Annotated in this window: 9 protein-coding genes; 2 read left to right on the forward strand and 7 right to left on the reverse strand. The window is 43.6% G+C overall.

Going from position 1 to position 12,720, the window contains the following annotated elements; translation table 11 throughout:
• Positions 1-737 precede the first annotated feature (737 nt).
• Positions 738-941, forward strand: coding sequence for a hypothetical protein (locus tag MHI25_RS18385; RefSeq protein ID WP_340393881.1), 204 nt, complete (start codon positions 738-740; stop codon positions 939-941).
• A gap of 58 nt (positions 942-999) precedes the next feature.
• On the opposite strand, the gene MHI25_RS18390 is transcribed toward MHI25_RS18385, so the two are convergent.
• Positions 1,000-1,785, reverse strand: a complete 786-nt coding sequence (locus MHI25_RS18390) for an SDR family oxidoreductase (protein WP_076280118.1) — start codon at positions 1,783-1,785, stop codon at positions 1,000-1,002.
• Between the two features lie 199 nt (positions 1,786-1,984).
• Between MHI25_RS18390 and MHI25_RS18395 the strand changes: the two genes are divergently transcribed.
• Complete coding sequence (locus MHI25_RS18395; RefSeq protein WP_076129856.1) at positions 1,985-2,638, forward strand: TetR/AcrR family transcriptional regulator; 654 nt, start codon at positions 1,985-1,987, stop codon at positions 2,636-2,638.
• A 138-nt stretch (positions 2,639-2,776) separates the two neighbouring features.
• Here MHI25_RS18395 and MHI25_RS18400 read toward each other — a convergent pair whose 3' ends face one another.
• The 6 genes from MHI25_RS18400 to MHI25_RS18425 all read right to left on the reverse strand — a co-directional run bounded on the left by MHI25_RS18400 (position 2,777) and on the right by MHI25_RS18425 (position 12,693).
• Positions 2,777-3,592 carry an ABC transporter permease gene (locus tag MHI25_RS18400; protein ID WP_076129863.1) on the reverse strand — a complete coding sequence of 272 codons (816 nt, stop codon included), beginning with the start codon at positions 3,590-3,592 and terminating at the stop codon, positions 2,777-2,779.
• Positions 3,593-3,594: 2 nt separating this feature from the next.
• Positions 3,595-4,626, reverse strand: a complete 1,032-nt coding sequence (locus tag MHI25_RS18405) for an ATP-binding cassette domain-containing protein (protein WP_340393882.1) — start codon at positions 4,624-4,626, stop codon at positions 3,595-3,597.
• A gap of 109 nt (positions 4,627-4,735) precedes the next feature.
• Positions 4,736-5,068 (reverse strand): metalloregulator ArsR/SmtB family transcription factor, encoded by a 333-nt coding sequence (locus MHI25_RS18410; protein ID WP_038571799.1) that lies wholly within the window; start codon positions 5,066-5,068, stop codon positions 4,736-4,738.
• A 1-nt stretch (position 5,069) separates the two neighbouring features.
• Positions 5,070-5,492: an SRPBCC domain-containing protein gene (locus tag MHI25_RS18415; protein ID WP_076129854.1), complete on the reverse strand. Its 423-nt coding sequence runs from the start codon at positions 5,490-5,492 to the stop codon at positions 5,070-5,072.
• Between the two features lie 213 nt (positions 5,493-5,705).
• Positions 5,706-11,225, reverse strand: a complete 5,520-nt coding sequence (locus tag MHI25_RS18420) for a discoidin domain-containing protein (RefSeq protein ID WP_340393884.1) — start codon at positions 11,223-11,225, stop codon at positions 5,706-5,708.
• A 31-nt stretch (positions 11,226-11,256) separates the two neighbouring features.
• Positions 11,257-12,693, reverse strand: a complete 1,437-nt coding sequence (locus MHI25_RS18425; RefSeq protein WP_340393885.1) for a glycosyl hydrolase family 28 protein — start codon at positions 12,691-12,693, stop codon at positions 11,257-11,259.
• Positions 12,694-12,720: the final 27 nt, after the last annotated feature.

Here is a 12,720-nt window from a genome sequence, read left to right on the forward strand (position 1 = left end):
GCGCTGGAACTGCGAAAAACATACTAATAGTGTCATTGGGGTCCGTTAGCCTTCCTTGCCCCATTATCTATTGAAGCAACAAACCAACGCTGGTTTGTTTTCCTTTTTATTGAACCTTAATACAATAAGGCTGACTGCAAGAACATAGGTGTTTACTTCCCCTTACTTTGCCGGACGAGCTACTATCGGACTCAGTTGACCTTATTCGCAGAAATTCCCCATTTTGCTGATCCTATCGGACCCCAATGCACCTATTGGCGCACAAAACATCATATTTAGGGCCCTTTCTAGGGAATAGCTGCACTGGAGTCCGAAACTACGCTAGAACTGCGAAAAACATACTAATAGTGTCATTGGGGTCCGTTAGCCTTGCTTGCCCCATTATCTATTGAAGCAACAAACCAACGCTGGTTTGTTTTCCTTTTTATTGAACCTTAATACATTAGTTAGTTAATTACCCTGGACGAGATACTATCGGACTCAGTTGACCTTATTCGCAGAAATTCCCCACTTTTCTGATCCTATCGGACCCCAATGCACCTATTGGCGCACAAATCACCATATTCGAGCCCACTTCTAGGGAATAGCTGCACTGGAGTCCGAAACTACGCTAGAACTGCGAAAAACATGCTAATAACATCATCTGGGTCCGTACCACAATGTATGATTATGAGTCGGCGGTGTGATTGAGATTTAGATGTCGAATGTTGATGTTGATGATGTTGGTGATGTTGACGATGTTGATGTTGATGTTGATAGTGATGTTGGATGATGTTGATGTTGATGTTGATGTTGATGTTGATGTTGATGTTGATGTTGATTTTGTTGATGTTGATGTTGTTGATGTAAATTCAAGCGAACGGAGTCAAAGTCAGCAAGTCAAAACACAAAACAGCGGTTCTCCAATTATGAGGAAAACCGCTGCCTTGTTGTTTTTTTGATAATTAATAAATAGTTAATCATTGCTAAGGAATACACCAACTTGAATACGTTGACCTATTAATGTCGTGTACGGAGCATACGTCCAACAAAATAAAGCATTTGTTTACGTGTAAAAAAACGTGACATTTGAGCAGAAATATAGTTTGTAAATCCTGGGACAGCAAATACTTTTTTAGCCTGAAGCGACCGAAGAGCCACTTGAACGACATTTTCTGGCGTGTCTCGTTTGCCTACCGAAGCCTCATCTGCTCCCACGACATTAAAAAATTCTGTTTCCGTAGACCCCGGACATAACGCAAGAAATTGTACGCCCCGTTTCCGATTTTCCTCCCATAGCGCTTGAGTAAATGATAATACAAAAGCTTTTGTCGCTCCATATACAGCCATATTAGGGAGAGGTTGAAATGCAGCTGTTGATGCAACGTTTATAATCACTCCACTTTTTCTATTTAACATCTCTGGCAAAAACAAATGGGTCAGATCTACAACCGCCAAAACATTTAGCATCACTTCTTCATGTTGTCTCGAACCAGATAGTTGTTCAAAAAGCCCATGCGTAGCAAAACCTGCATTATTAATAAGAATATCAACGTTCAAGCCACGTTCTACACATTGTTGATAGAGCCTGTCAGGGGAACCTTCTTGAGATAAATCAGCAACTAGAACCTCCGCTTGAATTTGAAATTCTCGTTTTAATTTTTCCGCTAAAGCAATCAGTTTATCTTCAGAACGGGCGACTAAAATTAAGTGACTTCCTTTGGCTGCAAGTTCTCGAGCAAACGCTTCACCTATACCCGAAGAAGCTCCGGTAATCAACGTCCATTTATTTTGAATTGTAATCATTGCTATCCTCTCTCCCTTTAACGACCATTTAGAAACAGTGTTTCAATAAGAATCATTGTATCCAAGTGAGGTTGTGTTGTCAAATAAAGTTCTACACATTTAATTATTGGCTATTTCTCTTCTACATCAGTAAAATAAGGGTTAGAAATAACGGCTATCTAAAAAAAGCTAAAGTAAAGTTCTAAGGAAGTGAAACTACATGCAAAAATCGTCCAAAATATCTTCTATAGATGCTGAATCCGTTACAACCTACCCAAAAGCAAAGCAACGGCATGCGGAAATATTAAGACTGAACATTATCGAAGCCGCTGCGGCCATTATGCATGAATCCGGACCCGAAGGTGTAACCATCCGTAAGGTTGCTGAAAAAATGGAATGTCCCACAAAAATCATTTATAACTTGTTTGGAAACAAGGAAGGTTTAGCGAAGGAGCTTTTTCTGCAAGGGTGTAAATTGTTGGCTGCTGCCTTTCAAGCGGTTCCAAAACAAGACAATCTAAATTTATATCTTCGCGAGCTTGGACAAGCTTATTGGGATTTCTCACGGAATCATACTAGCTATTATATGGTTATGTTCGGAGGAGCCTTTAGCGAATTCAAACCGGAGGAGGAAAGCTTACATGCTATCTTTACGGCACTACAACAAGTGATAGCCCTTATTACAGAAGCCATCGAACAAGGATTTATTAACGAAAAAGACCCTCTGCTTGTTGTGAACCTGGTGTGGGCGTCATTGCATGGCGTCATTCATCTGCATTTAGGGGGACATATTCAAAACGAGGAAACGGCTAAAATATTGTATGATAGATCGGTTTCCAATTTAATTCATACTTTCTTTAAAAAAGATTATTAATTCTAAAAAGGCCTCTTTGCAAGTCCCTACTCAACAAATTCAAGCCGTAATCTTGGGATATCCTTAGATCACGGCTTTTTTAACATGCTAAAAAAACACAAAAAAAACGGCATTTCTGCCGCTTCTTCATCTCTCTAATTATGTCCGGCGCATATATGCACGCACAGTGATAGGTGCAAAAACCGCAACAATCACAGCGGCTCCGATAAGTGAAATAGCGAAATCCCAACCTACGGTTCCAGAGTTAGCAAGCTCACGGACAGCTGACACAAGATGCGAGATTGGATTGACTTTGACAAACCATTGCAGCCAGTTAGGCATCGTATCTACAGGCACGAAGGCGTTGGATAGAAACGTGAGTGGGAACAACACAATCATTGATATCCCTTGTACGCTGGAAGCGGTTCGCGCAATCACACCAAAGAAAGCGAAAATCCAGCTAATCGACCAGGAGCAGACAATAACCAAAAGCGCAGCAATTGCGACATGCTCCAGACCGCCATCAGGTCGGTAACCCATAATATAGCCCATGACAAAAGTAAGCACAGTAGCGATCGTATATCGAATCGTATCTGCCAACAAAGCTCCGGCTAATGGGGCTATACGGGCAATCGGCAATGACTTAAAGCGGTCAAACACCCCTTTATCCATGTCTTCCCGCAGTTGGACACCAGTGACGATGGAGGTCGTAATTACAGTCTGCACTAGAATACCAGGAATAATAACGGGCAAATAGCTCACTACATCTCCTGATATGGCTCCACCAAAAATATAAGTAAACATTAATGTGAAAATAATTGGCTGCAGCGTTACGTCGAACAATTGCTCGGGTGTGCGACGGATTTTCAATATCCCGCGATAAGCCATCGTTAACGAGTTACGAACAGATTGCTTGAAGCTCGTATGGTTTTTCAATTGTCGGGTCGCACCTGGACTAATAGTAGAAGTTCTCATACTCATGCTCTTGCTGCCTCCTTATTCATTGATTCTTGTGACGCTTGGGACGCCTCATCCGTAACTCCATGGCCAGTGATCGTCAAAAACACTTCATCAAGCGTCGGTTTCTGCACACTCATCTCTGCGAGTGGAATCCCCGCTTCGCGGAGTGCAATAAGCAAATCAGTGACTAAATCAGCATTCGCCATCGGTGCAGTAATTTTTCCAGCCTCATTCGGCACAATAGACTGGATATGCAGCACATGTTCCACAATCCGGCGCGCTTGAGCGATATCTTTAAGATTTTGGACTTTTAAGTGCAGCGAGGTGGTGCCCACTGAAGCTTTTAGCTCATCCACGGTGCCTTCTGCAACGACATGGCCATGATCAATAACTGCAATGCGATCTGCCAGCTGATCGGCTTCCTCAAGATACTGTGTAGTTAACAGCACTGTTGATCCTGTGTTCACCAACCGACGAATGGTATCCCACATTTGCGAACGTGTCCGTGGGTCCAGACCTGTTGTTGGTTCATCCAAAAAGATAAGCGGGGGCTGGGCAATCAGACTCGCTGCAAGATCCAGACGTCGGCGCATACCGCCAGAGAAATTTCGAAGCGGCCGTTTCGCCGCCTCCGTCAGACCAAACTCTTCTAACAACTCCGCTGCCTTTTGCCGCGCCTCTGCCCGCCCTAACCCTAAAAGACGTGAAAAGATAATCAGATTCTCTGTAGCACTAAGTGACTCATCCACAGAAGCATATTGTCCCGTAACCCCTATCAATTGCCGGACAATCTGCGACTCCTTTACCACATCATGCCCGAAGATTCGCGCCGACCCCGCATCCGGACGAAGTAACGTAGCCAGCATCCGAATTACCGTCGTCTTTCCTGCCCCATTGGGACCGAGAACGCCGAAAATCGTGCCTGCCTTAACGTTCAGATTTACTCCATCAACTGCGCGATTGTCACCAAACGTTTTGACGAGCCCACGCGCTTCGACGGCCCAATCTCCAGGGTTGGGCTCAATTATTTTTTTGCGTTCATTTACCATTACAATTCCTCCAACGTTTTAGTTTGTATTGTGATGGTAACTCCCTTTTATAAACTGAATTTAAACAACACAAAAAACCGGGGAGCGCGATCTCACGCCACCCGGTTTATCACTTCTCATCTGAGTCAGCCTCAACATATTCTTTAAGCGCAAACAATTTATTAGCCCAGTAACCTTCAAAAAAGGCAAGCCAATCTTGCAGCTCCAGCAAAGGTTCTGGCTGAAGCTTATACCGGGTCTCCCGTCCGACTTTCTGACTGCTAACAAGCTGCGCATCGGACAATACCTGTAAATGCTTATTAACAGCGGTTCGGCTGATCGGGTAGCAATCCGTAATAGATGCTATAGACATTTCCTTATTAGCGAGCAGCTTTAGCAGACTGCGTCGGGTAGGATCTGCTATCGCTTGAAATACATCATGTCCTGCTTCAGCAACCGGCATATTAAGCCTCGATATAAGCAGGAAGTTTTTCTTGGACGATTTTTTCCCAGCCGCTATTCATAAAGCCGCGTACGATTGGATGTGGTTGTCCAAATTCAGTAACTTTTTCAGGGTCCCATCCAGAATGAATCAAGGTAAATTCCGTTTTCCCTTCGATTTCTTTCAGTTCAAAAGCAAGATGCCAATCCTTCCCCCAATTAAAACCAACACGATTCGGAGGATCAACTTCAGTTACTTTACAAGGAGAATCTCCGAATTGTCCAGCATGCAGGATGAATTCATGCCCAACAACAGGCTCAAATGTACTAGGCATCCACCAGGCTGCCATTCCTTCTGCCGTGGCAACAGCTTTCCAAACCTTTTCTATTGGCGCATTTAGTAAAATCGTTTGACGAATTTCTTGTAAGGGTTCTTGAGTTTGCATAATAAATAGCCTCCAGCATTCATTTAATATAACACCTTTTGGGTTCGCTTTTCATTATAACACCTATAGGTGTTATGTCAATTTACAGATTTCCCTAATTCTCCGTTCGTTATTCAACGTCTCAATCCCTCAATAGTATCCTTTAACTGCTATAAAAAAAACCCTCCCTCGTTCATCCCGAAGAAGGGGCCTTCTATTACATCAGCTCTATGGTCAGTTTCTTGGCTTGACAGTTACTGTGATTTTCTCGCTAGATGTCTCGCCTGATGCATTGACTAATACCGCGTAGTATTCATATACACCTGGTGTCTTATCTTTAAGTTTCGTAACTGTCATCTGAGCCGCAGGGGTAGCCGTGCTTAGTGTCTGTGTGTCGACTACTTCTCCATTCTCATACAAACGGTACTCAGTACCATTGGTTCCCCACCACATATTCATCACAACGTCGTAAGTTCCATCCCCACTCCAGTTGTCGTGGGATACTATAGGCTTGCCCGGCGCTGCATCTGTAACAGTAAGGATTAGCGGATCGCAGGCAGTCGAACCGAAGCTGTTGACTAGCTCGCACGTGTACGTGTAGGTTCCATTTGATTTGCCCACAATATCCGTACTCATGGCTTGTGCATTCGGTGAGCTGTCCGTCAGCATCTGGGTACTGATCAGTACATCGTTTTCATAGAGCTTAAACTCGGTACCGTTGTTCCCCCACCAAAGATTCATCGTGACGGCATAGCTGCCATCTCGAAGCCCGGTGTCGTGCCCATTATTGTCAGATAACACTGGCTTTCCAGGGGCTCCACCAGCAAGCGGAGTTGTACTCTGGAGCCATTGTGACCAACGGACTAGAACCTCTGCCTGCTCAGAAGTGAACACCTGATTGCTCTGGAGATTCACTTCACTATTAAAAGCTTCCAGCAAGCTGTGAACTTCTGCGCCAGCATGCTGCTGAGCTTTTTCTTTGGCGATCGCCAGCTGCTGCTTAAGTGAGTTGGTTACGTTTTCTAAATCTGGAGCACCCGTCTCAGCTGCAAAATTTTCGGATAATGCCGACAAGCTGTCAAATGTCGCATATACACTATACGAATGCTCTGCCAGCCCGACATTGCCCGCCGCATCCTCGGCTTTCGCAGTTACACTATGAGTTCCCGCTTCCAGCGTATACGCTTTAACATCTGCGAGCGTTGAATCACATGGCGAATAAGTAATGCCTGATACAGTATCAGCTGCACTACAGGTGATGTTTAATGTCTGCTCTATGGTATAGGAACTCTCTCCTTTAATTACTACCTGTGGTGCGGTCCGATCAATCTTCACCACAGCAGTCTTCTGCGGCTGTTCCACATTACCCTCTCTATCAACGCTCCAATAAACTAACTTATGTGTTCCTTCATTGGACAAAATAACTGAATTCCCGGTTTGCTGCTCGCCATCGTTTACTGTGAAATAGGTTGCCGCAACACCAGAGCCCGCATCTGTAGCTGTGAAGGTTACCAACGTATCCTTGTTGGTCCAACCTTGTGGCGCATCATCCGTTGTCACCGGAGCTGTTGGGTCCGCCCCTTTCACTACGCCATAAAAGCGTAATTCCGCCATGTTACCAAACCAATTACTACTATTATAGATCCGGATATAACGATAGGCTTCTGCGTTACTAATACTTAAGGTCTGCCAATCCATCGTTTTTCCTGCAGGAGAGGAGATTGTCGTCCAGCTTGTATGATCATTCGAACCCTGAACCACAGTCCCATTAATTCGTGTAAAATAATTATCTTGCCTGGAAAGCACCTCTGCCTTGGACAGCTGGACCCTATTCCCTTCTTTAAAATCAAACGTTATAAATCCTCCATATCCACTGCCATTTACCCGAAAATCCGTAATTGTGCCTGCATTTCCATCGAATAATGATCCCACAACATTCCTGAGATCGGTGGGTGTTCTCCCACTGGAATCACTAAAATTAGTAATCGCAAGCACATTACTAATCAACTCAGTCTCATCGGGAATGTACAGAGAGGAACCATCTGTAGTTGATGTTTTTTCCGGCCCCTCGATTCCCTCCTTTGACTTGTATTTAATACTAAAGTTCACAAGTCCAGGTTGTGCCTTATTGCCCATGACCGCTTCAGCCGTCCAATTGATCTTATCGACAGTAGCAACGGTTGCGACTTGATCCTGAATAATGACATTCACTTGGTTAATTGCATCGCTTGCTTTAAAAGACAATTTCACCGTGTCCCCAGGCACAATTCGTTTCTGGATACTTTGGTCGGAGCTAATGGACACCGCATCAAGCTTTGAATTGATTGTAACATCACCATACAAACGTAGTTCAGCCATGTTTCCATACCAGTTGTTTCCATTGGTGATGCGGATATAACGATAGGGTTCTGTGCTGTTAATCGTCAACGTCTGCCATTCCGGCGTATTTCCTGCTACATTAGAGATCGTAATCCACGTCACATTGTCGTTGGAGCCTTGCACCACTGTTCCATTAATTCTGCCCGCATAATTATCTTGCCTTCCGATTACTTCTACCCTAGACAGCAATGCCTGGCCGCCTTCTTTAAAGTCAAAGGTTAGATATGCACCATAACCACTGCCATTTAAACGAAAATCAGTGATGGAACCTAAATGATTATCAAATAAAACTTTTGCTGTTGCCAAAAGATCAGCCGGATTTCTTCCACTGGAATCGATTAGGTTTGCTATCTCAAGCACATTAGCGACAAGTCCCGTCTGATCTGCAATGAATAAAGTAGAACCATCTGTTGTAAAAATAGTCTCTACTGCATCCGCTCCAGCTGCCGTTTTATAATTGATCTTAAATTTCACAATACCTGATGGAACATATTCATTCACCACAAGCTTAGCTGTCCAGTTGATATTGTCCACAGAACTGACTGCAACAGATTGACCCTGTATATGGGCCGTGGCATTATGGATCATTTCTGTAGACTTAAAGGATACTTGAATCGTATCCCCTGGTATAATTCGATTTCTTAAGCTTTGATCCGAGTGAATGGACACGGACTCTAATTGATTTACTGTCTCATACCGCTGGCCAAAGATTCTAAATTCAGCAATTTCCAGCATAGTACTCGAAGGCTTTATCATTTCCATTTTCAAAAATCGGAATTTTTCATGCTCCAGGCCTGCTTGAACCTCAAGTCTCTGCATCTCTTCAGTAACTGTTGTCAAGCCGGGGGTTAAGCGGGTCCAATTTTCTTTGTCATTCGATCCGAACATTGCAACGCCACCAATTCTCTCCGGAAAACTAGCTCTTACCTGAAGCTCAAAGCTTTCTGCTGATATTTGAAAATCCGGTCCTAAATCCATGTAATGCGCCCGATCCTGCGCTGTATAATACCCCACAAAACTATCATTTGTGTTGTCCAGCAGGTTCGGGACAGCGTTACCAAAGGTTGAGCTAACAAACAAATTCGTAAAATTAACACTTCCATCTTTCATTAATGGCGTCAATTCTTTAAGACTTTGCACTGCGAGATTCAGGTCAAATAACTTCTGATAGAAGACCTCGTCAGTGGCAGTAGTAATTACATCCATTACCTCAGCGTGCACTTGCTTATAGTAAGCTAACGTTGCCGAAATGTAAGGCACATCAACATGATAAGGAGAAATGACGGCGTTGACGGCAGATTGCCGATCATTCGCTACTACAACACTAACATCCTTGGCTGTAACCGAAGTTCCATCTGCGGCACTCACTACAAAGGAGTAGGTTCCCGCATGTGCTCCAGACCAAGAGAAAACACCTGAAGTCTCATTGAACACTGCACCCTCAGGTAACTGATCCGCTTGATAGGTAACAACATCCGTTGCACCTGCGTCTGTCGCAGAGAAATCAAATTGAATTGCAGCTGTAGATCCCTCATAGGTAAATAAAGATACTGGTGCCTTTCCTGATGTAAATACTGGAGGGGTAAGCTGTGCCCCAGCTTTTAAATTAATATGGTCAATATCGACTGTTGTTCCATTTCCTTTTACATTAAAATAGACAAGATCGCTGAAGCCTTGGAACTCATTGAACTCATACTGAATATACCTCCATTGCCCCTTTGTATCAGGCAGCGTAACGGTATCGCCAAACACCTCCATGGTTGCTATGCCTTTAGTCCGAATCTTAAAAGCAATGATTCGTTCGCCACTGCTTGCACCCACAAAAGCAATTTTACTGCCCTCATCTGTAGCGGTAATTTCAACGTAAGTAGTGTCTCCTTCTTGTTTTGTGGTGGAGTGACCATCAAGCTTCGTGTACCGGTCTTCTAGTTCTCTCAAATCTGGATTCGTTATCACCTTTGGCAAATTGAGCATACCCTCGCCCTCTGCTTCTTTAGGAATGTACAGCCAATAATCCCCGCCTCCATCCGGAGACTCCCAATAGAAAGGCAATCGCTTAGCAAACATCTCGCTAAAATAAGGAGCTTCAACCTCCATATTTATTCCAGCTGTATATTTATAATAATAATAAAGGTCATAGACATTACCGCCAATTCTCCCCCTGTAACCGCCAGCCAAGTGTTTATAGATAATCGTTGGATTTCCATTTACATCTGTATGTGCCGCCACTGGAATCCAGGGTGTATCATGGCCAATCATATACTGAGCAAAGTAGTCGGCAGCTTTTAAAATCCGTTGATCTAGAAATTCATACGGACCCACCGCATTTGGCGCACTAGAAACAGTCCCCTCTACCGGATCTACCTTTGTTTCCTGAGCCAATAATAAACGTGATAAAATCTCTACATTCGTTATATCCCCAGCGCCATGCGCCTGATCTCTGCCCATTTCAACATGCTGAACTACGGGTGGATTAACTTTTTCCCCTGTTACAATATTTCTATCAACCCATCTGAATAAAGCTTTTATCGCGCCATTTTGCCCCTGATCGACAGCGGTTTTATTGACGGTAAACCATTCAACTCCCTCATTGTACCTCTCTGTATTTCCTGTAAAAATATAACCTGACATAGCTCCAAGCAGCGGATAAAGATGCTGGTTCATAAAACGATCATTTGTGTGTTGGAACGTTTCAATAACCGGATTAATAAGATTATTCGTAAAATCAGCGACATCTTTTTCCGTCCATTTCAGCTCTTCAGTTTGAGCACTTGTGTACCTTAAGATTTCCGCCGCAGTAACCATTCGATTAAGTGGAATTCCTGTATGAATATGTGCATCATTAAAATACACGTATTTCTCAGGGTCCATCTGTGACCAAATCCGGATAATATGCATGGCATTGGCTCTGTAAACCTCATCACCCGATATTACATACAATAGAGCTTGTGTATAAGCCTTCAAACCATCCGCTATAAATCTTGAATTAAAGCCCTGGCTATTAAAAGCATCGCTCGCTGGTTTCAACGGATCCGCACCACTTTGATTGTTGGAAGTGACCGTCCTTGAAGCTGCCGGAGAGAGAAGCATCTGATTATAGTAAGTGATCCAGGGTTCTTTTTGCGCCCGTACCTGTGTCCTAATATTCTCAAGAATTTCCTTAGTCAGGCCAACACCCGGATGTTTGAATCCGCTTTCATCTATAACCTCATTAATGGTAGGTTGGTAATCCGTAATTATCGACAGCTCTGTCGATTCTACTGCGGCTCCTTCTGCCGATAAAGGCACTAGCGTTACCAACAAACTTAAGGAAACTGTGATCCTAACAATACGTTTAAGCGATTTTCCAAAGAGTAGCTCTTTAAATGAATTCATTGTTCTCCTCCATTCATTTACATCCTCTGATTTAATGCAAATAAAAACCGCTGGCAAATTCATTCACTACAAAATGTTTGTTATTCAGGTCGACAATAACCTCTCCATTAATCTGAAGATTATAAAAATAAATATCCTTCACACCTCTTTCCTCGTCATAGCCGAATATCCGGGAAGGATTGATATTCTTCCCATTGTAGGTGATATCGCTAAACTCTATATTTTCGATACATCGTCCTGGCACCGGATTATAGGTTTTATTCCACACCACGCGGACATCAAACAGCTGCCCCAGTTCAAAATCCTCCACCCGGATATTTTTGAAAGTAACCTTACGAACGGTATTGTTGTCCCCTGCACAGATTGCCATAACCCCCCAATAATTTTCCTGCGGCTCGTGATGCTCAAGCACATCGATATTTTCAAACCAAATATTTTCTATAATATCGCCATTATGTTGGTGATCACCATGAATACCGACATGCATGGCATGAGCAACGTCCGCCCAGAGTATGGAATCTTTAACCGTGATATGGCGTGAGTCTCCATAATACTCTCCACGGCTGCCGTATATGGCAATGCAATCATCAGAAGTTCTCAAGAACACATCTTTAATATCCACATTTGAGCTAGCCATCATATCAATTCCATCACACCAGCCGCGTGTACTGAAAGCTTTGAAGTTATGAATGCGGATATGCTTAGACGCTCCGATATATATACTGTAATGCGGAGGATCAAGCGTGATGATCCCTTCGATCTCAACCTGTTCAGAATGCTGGATTTGAACGCCTCTTAAATAAGTGGTTTTCTCCATATCCGCCAAATACAGAACACCTCTGCCGCGAACAACAACATTCTCAGCATGGTCAATCATTATGGATCCGCAAAGGAGCGCGCCTCCGGCAATATAAACTGTGGTCCCAGAAGGGATATGCAGCATTGGATTCTCGAATTGATGAAGCCCGGGCATAAAATATATCGTCTGACGCTCCCCATTAGCCCTTTCTGACAAATGCTGAGCTTGTTCTGCGATAGCCGCAAATTGATGTATTCCTGGTTGGACAAGCACTACATTATCATCGTCAAGTTTAGGTGGGGCTGTCTCCAAGGGGTTGGCAAAAAGATGCAAGTTACTAAAACGTTCTCGATTGATTTCAATGGAAAGCTTACACGGGTGCTCCAATGTGAACAAAAGGGTATTCTCTTCGATTTGAAAGGGAATATGGGTTGCCAAAGGGCGAATAACCGCTTGTTCAATCTGCCGGTTATTACAATGAACAGAGACCTCCACCGTGCCTTCCATATCAAAATAAACCATCGATGTCGATCGAACCTGATGCATATCCACCTTTGCTTCAAAAACAAACAGTGCTTGCCATAACCCACCAGGCTCTCGTACACTCACTGTAAAATCGTCTTTCCCCAGGGCTTCATTCGGCTGCTCATAAATAATTAATTCGCTCATTTCTACCTCCGTTATCTTAGAATCAAC

The organism is Paenibacillus sp. FSL E2-0177 (genome assembly GCF_037992975.1).
GTDB lineage: Bacteria > Bacillota > Bacilli > Paenibacillales > Paenibacillaceae > Paenibacillus_AQ > Paenibacillus_AQ odorifer.

Coding starts and splice junctions, on each gene's coding strand:
- MHI25_RS18385 (WP_340393881.1), top strand. CDS start 738: ATGTTGATGTTGATGTTGATAGTGATGTTGGATGATGTTGATGTTGAT.
- MHI25_RS18390 (WP_076280118.1), bottom strand. CDS start 1,785: ATGATTACAATTCAAAATAAATGGACGTTGATTACCGGAGCTTCTTCG.
- MHI25_RS18395 (WP_076129856.1), top strand. CDS start 1,985: ATGCAAAAATCGTCCAAAATATCTTCTATAGATGCTGAATCCGTTACA.
- MHI25_RS18400 (WP_076129863.1), bottom strand. CDS start 3,592: ATGAGAACTTCTACTATTAGTCCAGGTGCGACCCGACAATTGAAAAAC.
- MHI25_RS18405 (WP_340393882.1), bottom strand. CDS start 4,626: ATGGTAAATGAACGCAAAAAAATAATTGAGCCCAACCCTGGAGATTGG.
- MHI25_RS18410 (WP_038571799.1), bottom strand. CDS start 5,068: ATGCCGGTTGCTGAAGCAGGACATGATGTATTTCAAGCGATAGCAGAT.
- MHI25_RS18415 (WP_076129854.1), bottom strand. CDS start 5,492: ATGCAAACTCAAGAACCCTTACAAGAAATTCGTCAAACGATTTTACTA.
- MHI25_RS18420 (WP_340393884.1), bottom strand. CDS start 11,225: ATGAATTCATTTAAAGAGCTACTCTTTGGAAAATCGCTTAAACGTATT.
- MHI25_RS18425 (WP_340393885.1), bottom strand. CDS start 12,693: ATGAGCGAATTAATTATTTATGAGCAGCCGAATGAAGCCCTGGGGAAA.